This window comes from Autumnicola edwardsiae (assembly GCF_031846505.1).
GTDB lineage: Bacteria > Bacteroidota > Bacteroidia > Flavobacteriales > Flavobacteriaceae > Autumnicola > Autumnicola edwardsiae.
This window is the reverse complement of sequence record NZ_JAVRHP010000010.1, coordinates 39,011-56,220: the sequence shown is the minus strand read 5'-3', so window position 1 is coordinate 56,220 and position 17,210 is coordinate 39,011. Positions and strand designations below refer to the sequence as shown.

Sequence of the window (17,210 nt, the reverse complement as noted above, 5' to 3'; positions counted from 1 at the left end):
AGATTTTGTTTTTATTGTATTTTCTAAGGTCATTTTATTTTCTAAAATGTATAATTTTTTTAAGCGGGACGCTCATAATACTCGTCCAAATATTCCTTTACAATAACGTCTGATACAAACATGACTGTATCATAATCTAATTTTTGATTGAGTGTATTATTAAATTCCTTCATCACCATTCGGGCGACTTCTTTTTTAAAGTAATTTTCATTACTCAAACTATCCTGGCGTTGCAAAACAGTAAGATCTGTTTGTTCTTTAATACGTTGTAAGGCTTCCATTATTTGAGATTTGATCTTTGATGGTTTGCCTGCCTCAATCAAACGTTTTTCTGTACGAGCATATTTTGGATCACCCTTATATTTTGACTTGAGTAAATCATTCTTTCTATTTAGCTCTTTAACTTTATTATGAATTAGCTTCAAAGATTTCATATTTTCCTGCATCTCTTCCTGGCTTACTTCATTCAAATTTTTGTTTTGAAAGAGTCTGCGAAGTTCGTCATATAAACTGACCCATTCAGGATCTTTCGTATCAAAATTACTTGCAAGTCCTTCTCGAGTTTTTTTGAGAATATCTTTAAGCTTATCAGCTAAAATAAGTTCTTCTTCACCTACCTTTTTAAAATTGAATAAAATATCTTCTAAAGCAACATTTAGAAGGTTACCCATTTCTTCATTGTGTTCAAAAGCATGCTTGGCGTTAATAAGTTGCAAACGATTCGCAGCTTCATTTCTTAAGGTGCTAAGTTGCCGGAAATCTAATTCTTCAAGAAGATCATATTCACCAACTAATCGAATAATATTATACAAAGATCTTGAATCTTCAAGTGCTTTTTTAATTTCAAGCATTGTCTTCCTGTCATCAATTTGAGAAACTTGTTGTTGAAATATTTCGGCATTTTTTAAATCATAATCAATCAGCGTTTCTTTGATTTTTTGGATGGATTCCAGCATTTCCTCCCTGGACATAAAAAGGTTGGAATAGCTTTCCATTTCATCACCAACCGTTTCCTGTAGCTCATCAAAATAAGCTCTGTTGGTTTGGTCAAATTCTGTAGATATATCTGCAAAGTCAACTACGTATCCGTATCGATATGTTTTATAGGTTCGGTTAACACGAGTTAAAGCTTGAAGCAAATTGTGTTTCCTAATTACTCTACCTAAATAAAGCTTTTTTAAACACTTCGCATCAAAGCCAGTAAGCAACATATTATAAACGAAAAGGAAATCTATTTTCCCTGCTTTAAATGCATCACGCCACCGGGCTAAGTCATCCTTTGAACCGGAATCATAGAGAATTAAACCGGCGACTTTTGGTTTATAAGAAGCTTTTCTCTTTGCGTTGTAACTTTCAGAATCTTCTGCGGCCAGATCGTGGCTATTTTTCTCAAATGTATTTTCTATGTCCTCAAACCCACAGCCATATTTATTTTTAAAAATTTTATATAATTCTTCAGCCTGTTCACTACTATCGCAGATCACCATTCCTCCCAATCCGTTATCGTCATGTCTAGATCTGAATTGCTCAAAATCGTCTACCATATAATCGAGCATTGGTTCCACGAAGGATGGGTGTGCATAGAGTTTTTTCTTATCTGTATCTCCCCTTCTTATATCAATCTGATCTAAAGCTTTCTTTAACTTAATTTGATATTCTGTGGCTATTTCTTCTCTAATTAAACGTAAGGTATATCCATCGGCTATAGATTTATTGTAATAATACTTATGAATATAGTCGCCAAAAAGTTCTTTTGATTTAAGATCTGAACCAATTAGAGGCGTTCCCGTTAATCCTATTTTTATCGCATTGTTATCACTTTCTTTTAGATTAGCTAAGAAACTACCTTCCGGATTATAACTGCGATGAACTTCATCAAGAAAATAAACTCGCTGTATGGCTAGATTATAATCCTGATTCTGAAGTAAATCATGGTCATTTTCAAATTTCTGAATGTTAACGACTGTAATTTCAGTTTGTCCCTTATCGTTATTTATTGCGGTGGTTTTCTTTAAATCAGATAAAAACTCAGTTTTAGAATTAACCGTATGAACTTTTAATCCCCGTGCTGTAAATTCATCCCTAGCTTGTGTTAATAAATCTAATCTATCAACAATAAAATAAAATTTTGGAATGATATTTTTCTGCTGAAAATAATGCTTTAGATAATGTGTGTTATAATAGGCTAATGCCGTTTTACCACTCCCTTGAGTATGCCAAATAATTCCTTTTCGAATTCCATCATCTAATTTTCTCGCTATAGCTTTGGTTGCAAACAATTGTGGATACCGCATTATATGCTTTTGAATTCCAGCAGATTCTTTGACATAGGCCAGAGAAAATGACAACATGAATTTTAGACGATCTTTAGATAGTAAGGAAGTTAGCACCCTATTGGTCGGTGAATTCGGATTCTTGTTCGTTTGAAATTCCGGACTGGTTTTTACTACCTGATAATTTGTATCCTTTAAAAGATAATCCTCTGCTCCAGGCTCTAAAGGTTTAAGGATTTGTGTATAATTGAATCCGATTTCCTCTCTAAAATAATTGAATATAGGCTTGTGATAAGAAGGAGAAGCATAAAAAGCACCTTGCCATGGTTGAATCTCATTTTCATCATATTCCATATTATTAGAAAAAATCATAAACTGGGTAAGATTTACGAACTTTCTAAATTTCTTATTTTGAAAACGTCTATTTATACGCTCTCTCTCTGCAATAACTCCATCTTTATTATTAGGCTTTTTTACCTCGATAAAAACCAGAGGCATACCGTTAATCAAACAAATAATATCTGGCCTAAACTCATCTTCCCCATTTTTATAGGTTAACTCGGTTACTACATGAAAACTATTATTCTCAAAATTTTTAAAATCAATTAGTCGAACTCCAGATGTAGAAGTAAGCCTTTCATAAAAGGCCTTACCAAGATCGTCATTTTCCAGTTTTATACTAATATCTTGGTAAAGACGGTTAATCTCATCACTTCCCATTTTAGGATTAATCCTTGTAATAGCTTCTATAAATAATTCGGTGAATATATTAGTATCATTATCCCATTTAGCATCCTTGAGGGATATATACTTATATCCCACTTGCATAAGGTGTAAAATTGAAGGAAGCTTTACTCTTGAGTCTTCGTTAAATGCCATATTTGGTTAGTCGGTAGCGAAAGATAGGTTTCTTTCGGAAAACTTCAAACTTTTGGTAGTGGTTTGCTTAATCGGTTGTAACTAACACTTTGAGGTAAAATGAATAATAAATAATAATCAAGACTAAAAAATTTATCACTCCTAATATATAGGTTATTACTAGATTTAAATTATAACCATTAATAGCTATTCATATAGTGAAATATTCACTATACTATATCAAATTAGGTACTGGAGAAATTACCGGTGAATTCACCAATGATTACATATTTGAAAATATTTTGTGACTTTTTTTCAACATGTTAAAATGGCTTTGTACCTAGATTACACCTCGTTTTCGCCTAAGTCCAGTAAAAACGGGAACTGGTAACTTCTGTATTGGCAAATAGAAAACTGTATAGAAATTCTTGTTTAAACTATTTCAAAACCACCCCTGTTCCAATTTTCCCTAACAAATAAGGATTATGATCAATCACCAGAATATCATTCACATCACTGAGTTTTTTGAGTATCTTATACAAAAGATCAATATCAGCATAATGAAGTCCCGTGCTGGGTTCATCTAAAATATAAAGCACATCATTTGTCCGGTCCTGTAGCCAGTTCAGTAATAATAATCGTTGCTTTTCTCCCGAAGAAAGGGACTGTACCAGCTGATCCAGCCGAAGATGTTTCAAGCCTATTTCCTCTAACTGACTCAGTAATTCATAGCTTTTCAAAGCCAATTTAGCTTCCCTTAACCATGATTTTAATTCTGTAATATTCAGGGCGAGCACCTCAGCTATATTTTTGGAGGCTACAGTATAAGCCAATATATGTTCCTGGTAACGTTGCCCGTTACACACCTCGCATATTTCAATAGCATTCGCCGCCACATCCAGGCTGGTTTCCACATAGCCATTGCCTTTGCAGTTAGGACACTGACTCGTTTTTGTTTTATAGGAAAAATCACGAGGCTTAAGTGCTGTCTCGGTTGCAAAAATTTTGCTCAAATCCTTCAGCAGATCCAGGTAGGAAACTAATAATGTATTTGCGTGGGACCGTAGTTTTTTCGTTTCAAAATAATGTGCTCCAGTGTATTCCTTCGGAAACTTTATGCTCTTACAATTCACCGGTGTGCCCGTCTCTAAGCTTGGAATCAGGATCTCTTTCACCAGGGTAGTCTTTCCTATTCCCGATTTTCCAGTAATAGCTGTAATTCCACCCACGGGAAGGTCTAACGATTCCTTTACTAAAGTATGTTTAGAGAGATTGCGAATTACAATTGATTCCTTTCCTTCTTTTAAACTCACCCCCCTGGAAGGTTCCCGCAAGTAAGGATGAGACTCCGCCTGACTTAGAAAATCCGGGGGTGTGCCCTGGTAGGTAATATAGCCACCTAACTTACCTGCCTGTGGCCCAAGCTGAACCAAATGATCTGCCGCCAGCATGATCTCTTTATTATGCTCGATCACCATCACCGTATTGCCTTTGTCAATAAGTTCTTTCAGGATGTTAATCAGGTCGGGGATATTATCACTGGATAGTCCTGCGGAAGGTTCATCCAGGAGATAAGTAATACCTTGAAGCGGACTGTTTAGCTGTTTAATAAGCGCTACCCGCTGATTCTCTCCGCCGGAAAGTGTGGCTGATTTCCGATTTAGCTGAAGGTGATCTATATGTAACTGTTTTGCTCTTTTTATCGTATTGATCAAAAGAGGACGCATTCTGGAGAGTAGTTTTTCATCTATTTCTTCTCCCAGATCATCAGTAGAAAGCCATGGTTCTAAAAATTTAAAATCCATTGACCTTATTTGATGAATGGACTTCCCTCCTATTTTAAAGTCCAGGCGTTCCGGTTTTAATCCGCTTCCCGAACAATGGCTGCATTTTTCAAGAGAAAAAAGCGCCTTTAGTTTATCTATGTGCTTATTTTTCCGGGTCTTGTAATATTCTTCTTTTAGATAATGAAAAAGTCCTTCCCACGGCATACTAATCTCCTGTAGCCCCTGTCGGGTTTTTGTTCTAAAAACCCAGTTGGTCTTCCATACAGTTTCGCCCGTTCCATTAATTAATATATCTTTTTGCTGATCTGTGAGTTCTTTAAAAGGGGTTTCCGGTCTAAATCCGTACGTTGCTCCTACTTCCTTAACAATCGCCATATACTGGCTACCGGCATGGCCATAATAAGCCAGCGATTTGTTGTGTTCAAAGAGCCCGTCAGCGATGCTCTTTTCCTCATCAATTACTATTTTATTGGTATCTGGCAGCAACTCCTCGCCAATCCCATCACAAATTGCACATTTGCCCAAGTCGTGGTTATTGGAAAAATGACTGGCAGAAAGTTCTTCTCCGTCGTACTGAGCTTTACGGGAAAAAGCAAAACGTAAAATCTTATCTATACCTGTTTGCTTGGCAATATCAGAACGCTGGGTAAAGCCCTTCTCTTTTCTAGTAATACAGATAGTGGGACTAAGGCCCTGGATATGATCTACTTCAAACTGAAAATTCACACCTACCCTTGACTGCTGATAGCTTGAAAATTGTTTGGTCATTTCCTGCAGGCCATAACCATGCAACGTATCAATCACCAGGGACGATTTACCCGAACCGGAAATTCCGGTGATCACTGACAACTGGTTTTTAGGAAAATCTATATCGATGTCTTTAAGGTAATGCGTTCTGACCCCCTTTATGGAAATCTCATCCCTGCGCTCATCTACCATCTCTATCTTTTTTGTTGTACGGGCTTTTGGAGCATTATTTAAAAACCTGTCGCAGGAAGTTTGGAATAGCGGATGATTTTCAAAGCAAATAATACCTGCGGTCTGCTTCTTTAATTCGTGCAGAGCTTTAAGCAACTGCCTCACATTTTGCTGATGCAATCCAATCCCGGGTTCTTCCAGCACCAGAAGCGTCCTTTTTGATTGCTTCGCGAAATGTTTGGTAAGTTTAACGCGCTGTGCTTCTCCACCAGATAATGTGTTAGAAGGTTGCCCCAGTTTAATATACCCCAGGCCAAGCTGCTGCATTAAAGACAGGACTTTTGTAATCTTCTTTTCTTCTGAAAAATAATCGGATGCTTCAGATATACTCAAATCATATATCTCTGAAATATTTTTACTATTCCAGTGAACCTGTAATACCTCAGGCTTAAACCGTTTGCCATTACACCTGGGACAAACCTGGTTAATAGTACCCATTATATTCATCGAAAGGGTAATTACACCCGCTCCTTCACAGGCTTCACATCTTCCGGTTTTGTTATTGAAAGAAAAAGCTCCTTTTTTTAGGTTCCGGGATTTTGCTTCAGGGGATTTAGCAAGCAGGTCCCGAATTTTATCGGCTAAACCAGTATAGGTAGCCGGGTTACTTCTAGGGGTTTTTCCGATAGGTTGATCAGACACAGTAAGCATCTTTAAACCCTCTTTTTCAACATATACTGAAAGCTTTTTGAGGATTTGAGGTGTCTTCCTGCTCACAACCGTCAGCTCTTCCAAGGCTGGCTGAAACTTATCTGCTGATGACGATTCAGACGTCACTTCCTTCTTACCCGTTGCAGTTTTTAATTCAGCTAAAGTGGGGCTTGTAAGGTCTTCCGAATCTAAAAATTCCTTTATACTTCCATTAAAAATTATTTCTCCCCCATTCACTCCCGCTTCAGGACCCAATTCGATAACCCAGTCTGCAGAACGGATAAAATTCAGGTCGTGCTCCACCACCATCACCGTATTTCCCCGTATAATTAACCGGTCTAAAATACTGCGCAGGTAATGCTGATAGTCTTCAGATAGACCAATAGAAGGTTCATCAAATACATAAAGAATACCCTGCAGGCTGCTGTTTACCTGCTTTATCAACTTAATACGCTGGCCATCGCCGGAAGAAATAACTGTACTTGGAGTGCTTAGCTGATAATCTTCCATTCCCAACCTTATAAGGTCGTACAATTGTGTACAAATTTTTTCAACCAGTACTTCTTCCCCGGGAATCAACTCCAGACTTTTTAACCTGCTGTACAAATCATTTAAAGGGAGATCCAGCCATTCCTGAAAATTCAGACCATTCCATTTGAATTTAAGATGTTCCGGTTTTATACGAGCGCCTTTACAATTGGGACAAATACTGGAACTGGTAAATTTTAAGATACTGGGGTTGCGGTCCAGCCTCAAAATATTGCTCATAATGGGAAGTATACCTTTATAGAACCCCTCTTCCCTTGGCTTGGCCTTAAAGCCTTTCCACCTCAACCGCGACTCTATGCTATGTTTCCCATAAAAGACCTTAATCTTTTCACTTCCATTAAGCACTACATCTTTTTGTGCTTCAGACAGTTCTTTCCAGGGGACATCCACATTAAAGCCATGCGCTTCACACACCTTGTTTAATTCATCTACGGTAATCTGGGAGTATACAATGTAGCCATTAGGCAAGGTGGTTGTGATTGCTCCTTCCCTAAGAGTTTTGTTTTCATCACCAAGCAGCTTCTCCAGGTCAATATATTCTGCCTCCCCAATCCCGCGGCAACGTTCACATGCGCCTTTTGGATGATTAAAGGAAAACAGAGATTTACTCATTGCCTCCTCTGCGGAATAGCGGGCAAACAAAATCCGGAATAACGGTGCCAGCTCAGACAGAGTACCAAAAGTGGTGTTAATAGACTGAAAGCGTTTAGACTGTTCCACTTTAATAACCGGCGGCAAACCTGCAATATCATCTACATCTGCAGTGGGTATTAAGTTCCCGTTTTGTTGGTTATATGCAGGAAGGCTCTCTAAAAAATATCGGTATCCTTCATTTGCAATAACATCCATGGCCAGGGATGATTTTCCTGAACCGGATAACCCGGTTACCACAATCAATTGATTTTCAGGAATGCTTAAACTTATATTTTTGAGATTATTCTGGTGGGCATTGGTAATGCGCATAGAGGCTTTTATTTTCGCTTTTCAAAAAATTAAATATAAGTAGATAATAAAGCTTACCAGGGGATTTCCAGCCAAACAAAACACAAAGTTTGTGTATAAATTAATTTGCTACAGCCTATCGTATTGTACCTGCAACTTTTAGCAATTTTATTCCTGCTTCTTATACTCTTTGCAGTTTTTTAATAGAATTTTATAAATTTATACCCCCAAGTAATCTGCAGAATCTGCTCCTACCCTACCAGGTGAATTTTTCCAGTGGCAATCTATTCTATTTTTAAAAAGATATTCCTGCTTATGTTGTTGCTTTACAACTATTCTCAGTTGTGGATTGTCTCTCCAAACTCCGATCTAAAAAGCTTTAAACTCTTAATTGTCGAAAATTGACATTTTGGAGACACCATCTCTTTCAACTGTTGTCAGTTGTGGGTTGCTGAATATCGTAATAAAAGCGCTCCGGGCTGCATTCTTTCTGGTTTTACAGAAGTGTATTGCTCCTTTGCTTATATACCTTAATCTTAAAAAAGCTTTAATTGAAAAGTAATTCGTCCCTATTATTCACAAGTTGGCTCAAAATAAGGAACGCCATTTCTCGTTTCCATAACATAACCATTGTCCAGCATATGGTCAATATCCTTTTCCAGGGAAAGGTGCCACAACAAAAAGCCATAGCTACATTGGCTAATGCGCCCTGCCTTATATTCTTTTCTCATCAACCTTTTTATCTTTTTCCAATAACTTCTGGGAGCGTTCTGCAGGAGAACAAAAGGACTAAAATCGGAATTTCTGAATTTCTGGTCTGTATACTGGCTGATCCTTTTTATGGATGGAAAACCATATTTTTTAATAATGGCTATCATTCTGGCTGTATGTTCCTCTTCTTTACGCTCAATTTTTTTTCTGAAATTTTCCCTGCTGAAGTCCCCGCCCCCCAATTTTCGGTTAAAAGATTCTGATATTTGCATGCTGTCCGGCAGGTTTTCTGTGCGCTCAATATTACTCTTATCCAAAATTCTGAAATGGGCATAACTTTGCAGAAGCTCATCATATTCGTAGATTAATTCCATTTCTTCAACCACTGCCGCCAGATCCCGTTTAAATAGTTCTTCTTTAGCCGATTGGGAATAAACTGCTGGGCTAATAAATAAGAAAAGAAGTAAAAAAATTTTCATTAGGTTTTAATCTGGCTAGTTGTTGTGCGATTCTTTAGTAACTCCCAATCTCCTCCTAAGCCACTTCTGCCTGGCTCCGGCTGCTGTCTGCTGCATTAATGCGTTTAAAAGAATTGAGCAGTATATAAAAATCGATTCCTAAAATCGCCAGGGATGACACTAAATGAAATATTTCCTCCTGGAAGGAACTAAGGACAATGGAAGCACCGGCTATTTCTGTAAAGGCCTTGACGAGCACTATTATAAAGGTAACGCTAAAGACCAACACCGCCACGCGTATATTTGCGACAAAAGATATGGAAATGAAGCGTTTGAAGTAATCCCTGTTATCCCCTTGCTGATTAATTTCAAAAGTCTTTTTCACTCCCCAAATAACCGTGATCAAACTTACTATTAAATAAACCATGGCTACCCAAGGGTCATCATCACTTGAAATAGAGCCTGCAATGGTTATGAATATGAGATGGATTTATTAATAGTATTCTGTTTTTTTAACAATCCATATTTACGCACATTTCGCGGAGCAAGTATTTGAAGCTTCCTGAATTTAATTTCTGTTCCGTCTGCATGCAGAAATGGTTGCTAATAACAAGCAGCGTGTAGGGAATGCGGCTGTAGAGTAAACCAGATTTTCGCTTTTACGCTTCGCCTAAACTAATCAGCATTTCGGCTGCGTTAATTTTTTAACAATATAGCAAGAAGATTACAAAAGCCATGCGGGGGTAATAAAAAATCTTTCAACAACAAAAGTTAATAAAAGATTTACTGGCTTATTAAATCAATTAACCCAAAATTCTGACTAGAATTAAGAACCTACAGTGTGGAAAACTATACGATTTTGTGAAAAATATGGACAATTTTATAGCTTTATACTGTTCTGGTATTTCCTTATTTTTGTAAGAATTCTCAAAAAATTGTCTCTCACTCACTCCCCGTAATTCCAAAGAAACAAGAACCAACTCCTGCGACCACAGCGGTTTACCTAGTATCTTGTGCGTTATAACTGCGGCCAGGCCCCCTCCAAAATAGGTTGAGTTTTAAACTTTCTAGTAAGTTGTAGGAATTTTTGGTGCTAAATTTGCGTTTCTCCTATGTATATCTTAAAATCCTGTGAATCATGGAAGCAAAAAGAAAAAAATTCAGCAAAAAAGAATTTTATCTGTCTTATGCGGAACAGATTAGCTGGGACTGGCTTTTTTCAAGAGCTCTGTCAATATTCGGGATTATCTTCTTAGCGGGTTTGATTTGTTTTGTGCTATGGTTTACAAGCTAACTACCGGAAATTTAATGCAAACTAAAATTTGACTTTTTAAAGCCTCTTTTCTGTTTCAGAGCTTACAAAAACTACATTTTTTATATACTCCCGGATTATCACTAAAATATTTCAAAAAAACACCTCCCGATATCAAGAGGTGTCTTCACTGATGACCAGTTATTATCAATAGAAAATAATTAGAACAATTTTATTTTTCCTCGTCTTTCTGCTCTACCATTTCCGAAGTTGGTTGTGCTGTGGTTTTGGAAGTTTCCAGTACTTTAAATTTTTCTAACTGCTCTTCTTCTCCTGTAAAATATGGAAATACATCCAGAATAGGAGATTCTGTAATAGCAGGAATGGTATAATCGCCCATGGTAGTTTCCATAGCAATGCCGGTATTTTCAAAAGCTTCTTTTACATCATTGGCCTGCACAAGCAGATAAATATTCGTTTTCTTTTCCTTTCCGCTTTCCTCATCAAGTGCTACCAGCGAAACCTTGGACTTAAACCAACGATCGGAATTTTCAAAAGGATGCACCTCTGCAAAGTTTGCAACTTTTATATTCATAATCCTGAATTCCTCACTCGTGTAAGCCATCATCTCTTCGGTAATCCTGGATTCTGCTTCTGTATAAGATACCGCGTCCAGCAAATAAGTAACCGTAGTCATTTTCTGTTCTCCTGAATCGTGTGTTTTTCTGTATTTCACCTTACATTCATACCAGGTTGCGCTCATAATATAATTTTAGGGAGGCAAAAATATAATTTAAAACAGATCGGCTATTCAATCTGGCAAAGAGATATTCACAATTTTTTCCCGCAGTTTCATTTGATGGAGTTGTCAGGAAAAAGTAAAAACGAATGAAAGTTTTATTTTTCAAACTATTATCTCAAATTACAAAATATAGTATCTTTGCCAATTATATTCGGGTCGTTACATAATGAGGGTCGTTACTTACAAAAGGATAAAGGAATTTCTGGAAATTCATCCAGATGCTGAAAGCCCTTTAAAATTTTGGTATCACACTGTAACAGCAAAGAACTGGGATAATATAAATGATTTAAGACAAGATTTTAATTCTGTGGATTATGTTGGGAACCACCGTTTTGTTTTTAACATTAAAGGGAATGATTACAGACTTATTGCCGTTATTTCATTTAATGCTAAAAAGGTTTACATCCGGTTTTTAGGAACACACGGGAAGTATGATAAGATCAAGGATATTAAAAATATTTAGCAATGATACAGACAGAAAAAGAATACAATGCTATAGTTGAACGAATGGAAGAACTTTTACAGCTTTCTGAAAATATAGAGAATCAGGATGCTAAAGGTTATATTGAATTAAACCTCTTGTCTGAACTGGTGGCAGATTATGAAGAACTAAACCATCCGGTTCAAAGACCCTCTCTTACTGAAGTTATTAAATTGCGTATGGCTGAAATGGGATTGAACCAGAAACGCCTTTCTCAATTACTAGGAGTAAGTACTTCAAGAGTGAGTGAATACCTGAACGGTAAAAGCGAGCCTACTTTAAAGGTGGCAAGGGAAATAAGCCTGAAATTGGGAATTGATGCTTCTATTGTTTTAGGCGTGTAACTCCAGGAGACTATCCGGAAAGATTGAATTCTTTAAAATTAATTCTAAACCGAAACAATACAACCAGGAACATCCCAGTCTATATTACTACGCCGTAAACACAGCGTGAAATACTCAGCGGTTCGCAGCGAAGAACTTAAAATCCGTTGCGTTTTGTAATAAATCTTAAAAAATTTGGCCACGATTTAGCTTAGTAGATAGCTAAATATGGGCATCTGTACCCTTGTTTGAAATCCTGTCAATTACTTCATCAACCCTCACAGGATCCTCTGAGACTACTTTTATTGTGGATTTAATCCACATATTTTTCAGCTGTACCAGCATTTATTCCACATCACTCAAGATAAACAGCCTGATTTTCAACACCGTTACTCACGGTACAGAAATTGGTTTCCGCACTTCAGAAAAATGGAATAGTCTGTTTATTCTTTTTCAGTTAAGAAGCACGAAGAAACAGATGTGAAATAAAAAACTAAAGATGATAACACAAGAGCTTAAATTACCCCCGTCAACTTCGGGTAAAGATTTAAAAACAAATAATAACACACCACAAAAAAATAACATACTATCTGGCAACGAAAAAGAACAGGTTTCCGAAAGCTACCGCAAGGCAAGCTTTACCAAAAGGCATATTTTTACTTTGGCAGGTACGCTATTACTTTTAATTGCGGGAGCCTTTTCAGTTTACCTGCTGCAACCTCAATTTCAGGAAATGAATTTAAGCAGAATGAACACCGTGGGAGGAATGATCCTGCTAGCGCTTACAAGTTTCCTTCTAATATTCAGACTGAGCTTTTTAGCCTATATTTCCAGACTGTTCTTTCGCTATAAACCGGTCAATTCTGTTACAGATGAGGAGCTGCCATCCTGTACGGTTATCGTACCTGCCTATAACGAAGGCAAACAGGTTTATTCCACTTTACTAAGCCTGGTGAATAGCCTCTATCCTGCAGAAAAACTACAACTAATCGCTATTGATGATGGTAGTAAGGATGATACCTGGGGATGGATGAAGAAAGCCAAAGAGGAATTGGGGGACCGTGTTGCTATTTATCAGCAGCCGGTAAACCAGGGAAAAAGACATGCTCTTTACCGCGGATTCAAAATGGGTACAGGTGAGGTTTTTATAACTGTGGACAGCGATTCTATTGTAGAGAAAGATACGTTGCGCAACCTGGTTTCGCCTTTTGTAACCAATAAAAATTGTGGTGCAGTGGCAGGAAATGTTCGGGTTCTTAATAATGAGAAGGCAATCATTCCGCGTATGCTTAATGTGAGCTTTGTATTCAGTTTTGAATTTATACGATCTGCACAAAGTGTGTTGGGATCTGTATTATGTACCCCGGGCGCGTTGGCAGCCTATCGCAGTAAAGCTGTAAGGAACTGCCTGCCCGAGTGGATCAATCAGACTTTTATGGGGCAGCCCAGTGATATTGGTGAAGATCGCGCCATGACCAATATGATCCTGAAGCAAGGTTATCACGTTTTATTTCAGCGGAATGCCTATGTGCTTACCAACATTCCCGAAAAGTTCAGCAGCTTGCATAAAATGTTTACCCGTTGGGAAAGGAGTAATGTGCGTGAAAACCTCATGATGTCAAAATTTGCCTTTAAGACCTTTAGAGATGGATCAAAATCGGGTACGCGTCTTTTATTGGTAAATCAATGGATGCATATGATCACGGCTTATCCCCTGTTCCTGATGATGCTTGTTCTATTGCTTTTACATCCTGTATTATTCATCAGTTCCACACTGCTGAGTATATTGATATTTTCAAGTCTCCCTGCCTTCTTTTATGCCAGGAAGTACAATATTTCTGAAGCATTCTGGGCCTATTCCTACAGTATTTTTTATACGTTCAGCTTGTTTTGGATCACGCCTTATGCCATGGCCACGGCCAATAGAAGAGGTTGGTTAACTCGTGAATTACCGCAAAAGAAATAGTCAAAATTTCCATCTCTCTTCGTGCAATTTTCTGCGGAAGTAAACTGCTTCGGGGCAAACCCACGGAGCATTAAAATCTCGATTATCGAATAAAAAAGTTACCGGTACATTCTCGGTAACTTTTTTTATTTGGCAGAATGCCGGGTTTGTTTATTCTGAAGTATCAAAAATCCGGATTTTAACTGAAATATCTATTTCTTCTGAAGAGGTGTAGTAACTGAGAATACATTTAGAAAAGGTCAGTCTTCAAATTTGGCAAATATCGATCTTAATTGCTCAAATTGGTTAAGAAAACCGGTATTTGAGAAAGAAATCAAGTTTATAACTACCTGAATATTCAATTTCCGTGGTTTCCCTTCAGAAATTGAAAAAATTCTCCTGGTTTATTATAATGAGAAAGAAGACAGCTCTCAAAATTTGGCAAATATCGACCTTAATTGCTCAAATTCGTTAAGAAAACCGGTTTTTGAGAAAAAAATGAAGTTTATAACTACCTGAATATTCAATTTCCGTGGTTCCCCTTCAGCAATTGAAAAAAATTCTCTTGATTTATTATAATGAGGAAGAAGACCACTCTCAAAATTTGGTAATTTTCGACCTAATGATTGGAGCCGGACAGAAAAATTATGTTCAGAAAGAAAAAATGAAATTTATAGTTCACCGAATATTTCATTTCCTTATCTCTTCAGCATTGCAGGAAATCTTTAAGTAAAAATTCCTGGGAAAGGAACATCCTGTGATTTCCCTGGATTGTTTCCAACATATTTTTTATCTTACTACAATAGTTTTTCGCCTCCGGATTATAATTTATTTTTATAGATATATTAATTCCATAGTTAAAAATTATAGTAATTTTATCCTGTTAATCTTTAAAAACCATCCAAAAATGGAAAACAACGAACATCGCAATTCCCCCGGCACACATAAAGCCTGGGAAGTAAACGACTCCAGCAGGTGCCCTTTTTTAGGCGGGGCACTGGATAAATCTGCCGGTAGTGGTACTACAAACCGCGACTGGTGGCCAAATATGTTAAACTTACGTATCCTTAGACAACATTCCAGCTTATCTGACCCTATGGACGATGGCTTTAATTACGCCGAGGAATTTAAAAGCCTGGACCTGGCTGCTGTTAAAAAAGACCTTCACGATCTTATGACCGACTCCCAGGACTGGTGGCCGGCAGATTATGGCCACTACGGCGGATTATTTATTCGTATGGCCTGGCATAGTGCGGGAACCTATCGTATAGGCGACGGCCGCGGTGGAGCGGGTACTGCCGGGCAGCGATTTGCTCCTTTAAACAGCTGGCCAGATAATGCCAATCTTGATAAAGCCCGACTCCTTCTCTGGCCAATCAAACAAAAATACGGAAAGAAAATCTCCTGGGCAGATCTCTTGATCTTAACAGGGAATGTCGCATTAGAATCTATGGGACTGGAACCGTTTGGATTTGCAGGCGGCCGTGAAGATATATGGGAATCTGAAGAAGATATTTACTGGGGATCTGAAGGTGAATGGCTTGGTAATGAAGAACGCTATGCCGATGATAACAACCTGGAACAGCCTCTGGGAGCCTCTCATATGGGCTTAATTTATGTTAATCCTGAAGGACCTAACGGAAATCCCGATCCTCTTGGATCTGCAAAGGACATCCGAGAGACCTTTGGCCGTATGGCAATGAACGATTATGAAACTGTGGCTCTTATTGCCGGTGGGCATACCTTCGGAAAAACCCACGGAGCAGCCGATGCCAACGAATATGTAGGAGCAGAACCTGCAGGTGCGCCTATGGAAGAAATGAGCCTTGGTTGGAAAAATAAATTCGGAACCGGAAATGCGGGCAGCACCATTACCAGTGGACTGGAAGGAGCCTGGACAAATACTCCTACACAATGGAGCAACGGTTTTTTTAATAATCTGTTCGGTTATGAGTGGGAATGCCATAAAGGACCGGGTGGAGCATTTCAATGGAAACCAAAAGATGGTGGCGGTGAAGGTACTATTCCCGATGCTCACGATCCCGATAAGAAGCACGCTCCTTTTATGTTAACATCAGATATTGCACTAAAAGAAGATCCTTCTTACGGAAAAATTTCAAAGCACTTTCATGAGAATCCTGAGGAGTTTGCAGAAGCTTTTTCCAAAGCATGGTATAAGCTTACACATAGGGATATGGGGCCAAAAGCCCGTTATCTTGGTCCGGAAGTACCTTCTGAAGACATGCTTTGGCAGGATCCAATCCCAAAGGTCGATCATAAACTAATAGACCAAAGTGACGTTAAAAAGTTGAAGAAAAAGATTCTTAAATCTGGATTATCAATATCTCAACTTGTCACTACCGCATGGGGATCGGCTTCAACATATCGAAATTCCGATAAAAGGGGCGGTGCCAATGGCGCACGTATTCGTCTGGAGCCACAAAGACATTGGGCAGCAAATAATCCACCACAATTACAAAAAGTAATAAATAAACTTGAAGATATTCAGCAAGAATTTAATGATTCCCAATCTGGTAGCAAAAAAGTTTCTCTTGCAGACCTTATAGTCTTGGGAGGATGCGTAGCTGTTAAAAAAGCAGCTAAAGATGCAGGATATGGCATTGGAGTTCCCTTTGCACCGGGTCGCATGGATGCAAGCGAAGAGCAAACAGATGCAGAATTATTTAATCCTCTGGAGCCAGTTGGCGATGGCTTCAGAAATTATATGAGAAAGAGAAACAGCTTATCTGCTTCGGCTGAGGAGCTATTGATAGACCGCGCTCAGTTGCTATCGCTTACTGCGCCAGAGATGACTGTACTAGTTGGTGGGATGCGTGCTCTTAGCGCCAATTTTGATGGTTCACAGCACGGGGTATTCACCAAACGCCCGGGACAGCTTACCAACGATTTCTTTGTAAATCTACTGGATATGAACACCACGTGGAAAGCAACTTCAGATGCGCAGGATGTATTTGAAGGCCGCGATCGTGCTACAGATGAAGTTAAATGGACCGGGACAAGGGTAGATCTTATTTTCGGATCTAATTCTGAACTTCGTGCCCTTTCTGAAGTATATGCATGCGATGACGCCAAAGAGAAATTTGTGACAGAATTTGTAAAAGCCTGGGACAAAGTGATGAACCTGGATCGTTTCGATCTGCGTGATTAACTGTAGTATTGCACGAAAACTTTGATTATTA

The 17,210-nt window shown here is 38.2% G+C and carries 9 protein-coding genes; 4 read left to right on the top strand and 5 right to left on the bottom strand.

What is annotated here, in order from left to right; all coding sequences use genetic code 11:
• Positions 1–59 precede the first annotated feature (59 nt).
• The 5 genes from RM529_RS03560 to RM529_RS03540 form a co-directional block, all read right to left on the bottom strand.
• On the bottom strand, positions 60–3,152 hold the full coding sequence (locus RM529_RS03560) for a type I restriction endonuclease subunit R (protein ID WP_311483380.1): 3,093 nt from the start codon (positions 3,150–3,152) through the stop codon (positions 60–62).
• Positions 3,153–3,568: 416 nt separating this feature from the next.
• On the bottom strand, positions 3,569–8,059 hold the full coding sequence (locus RM529_RS03555; protein WP_311483379.1) for an excinuclease ABC subunit UvrA: 4,491 nt from the start codon (positions 8,057–8,059) through the stop codon (positions 3,569–3,571).
• 551 nt (positions 8,060–8,610) lie between these two features.
• Entirely contained in the window at positions 8,611–9,228 is a 618-nt protein-coding gene (locus tag RM529_RS03550; RefSeq protein ID WP_311483378.1) for a hypothetical protein, read from the bottom strand.
• Positions 9,229–9,283: 55 nt separating this feature from the next.
• Entirely contained in the window at positions 9,284–9,634 is a 351-nt protein-coding gene (locus RM529_RS03545) for a hypothetical protein (protein WP_311483377.1), read from the bottom strand.
• 1,057 nt (positions 9,635–10,691) lie between these two features.
• Positions 10,692–11,222 carry a DUF4494 domain-containing protein gene (locus tag RM529_RS03540; RefSeq protein ID WP_311483376.1) on the bottom strand — a complete coding sequence of 177 codons (531 nt, stop codon included), beginning with the start codon at positions 11,220–11,222 and terminating at the stop codon, positions 10,692–10,694.
• Positions 11,223–11,427: 205 nt separating this feature from the next.
• On the opposite strand from RM529_RS03540, the gene RM529_RS03535 reads away from it, so the two are divergent.
• The 4 genes from RM529_RS03535 (at position 11,428) to katG (ending at position 17,179) form a co-directional block, all read left to right on the top strand.
• Positions 11,428–11,724 carry a type II toxin-antitoxin system HigB family toxin gene (locus tag RM529_RS03535; protein ID WP_311483375.1) on the top strand — a complete coding sequence of 99 codons (297 nt, stop codon included), beginning with the start codon at positions 11,428–11,430 and terminating at the stop codon, positions 11,722–11,724.
• Between the two features lie 2 nt (positions 11,725–11,726).
• On the top strand, positions 11,727–12,086 hold the full coding sequence (locus RM529_RS03530; RefSeq protein ID WP_311483374.1) for a helix-turn-helix domain-containing protein: 360 nt from the start codon (positions 11,727–11,729) through the stop codon (positions 12,084–12,086).
• Between the two features lie 478 nt (positions 12,087–12,564).
• On the top strand, positions 12,565–14,031 hold the full coding sequence (locus tag RM529_RS03525) for a glycosyltransferase family 2 protein (protein WP_311483373.1): 1,467 nt from the start codon (positions 12,565–12,567) through the stop codon (positions 14,029–14,031).
• Between the two features lie 886 nt (positions 14,032–14,917).
• Positions 14,918–17,179: a catalase/peroxidase HPI gene (gene katG / locus RM529_RS03520; protein ID WP_311483372.1), complete on the top strand. Its 2,262-nt coding sequence runs from the start codon at positions 14,918–14,920 to the stop codon at positions 17,177–17,179.
• Positions 17,180–17,210: the final 31 nt, after the last annotated feature.

Excerpts from the sequence above, each read along its gene's own strand:
- RM529_RS03560 (WP_311483380.1), bottom strand. The coding sequence starts at position 3,152 with ATGGCATTTAACGAAGACTCAAGAGTAAAGCTTCCTTCAATTTTACAC.
- RM529_RS03555 (WP_311483379.1), bottom strand. The coding sequence starts at position 8,059 with ATGCGCATTACCAATGCCCACCAGAATAATCTCAAAAATATAAGTTTA.
- RM529_RS03550 (WP_311483378.1), bottom strand. The coding sequence starts at position 9,228 with ATGAAAATTTTTTTACTTCTTTTCTTATTTATTAGCCCAGCAGTTTAT.
- RM529_RS03545 (WP_311483377.1), bottom strand. The coding sequence starts at position 9,634 with ATGGTTTATTTAATAGTAAGTTTGATCACGGTTATTTGGGGAGTGAAA.
- RM529_RS03540 (WP_311483376.1), bottom strand. The coding sequence starts at position 11,222 with ATGAGCGCAACCTGGTATGAATGTAAGGTGAAATACAGAAAAACACAC.
- RM529_RS03535 (WP_311483375.1), top strand. The coding sequence starts at position 11,428 with ATGAGGGTCGTTACTTACAAAAGGATAAAGGAATTTCTGGAAATTCAT.
- RM529_RS03530 (WP_311483374.1), top strand. The coding sequence starts at position 11,727 with ATGATACAGACAGAAAAAGAATACAATGCTATAGTTGAACGAATGGAA.
- RM529_RS03525 (WP_311483373.1), top strand. The coding sequence starts at position 12,565 with ATGATAACACAAGAGCTTAAATTACCCCCGTCAACTTCGGGTAAAGAT.
- katG (WP_311483372.1), top strand. The coding sequence starts at position 14,918 with ATGGAAAACAACGAACATCGCAATTCCCCCGGCACACATAAAGCCTGG.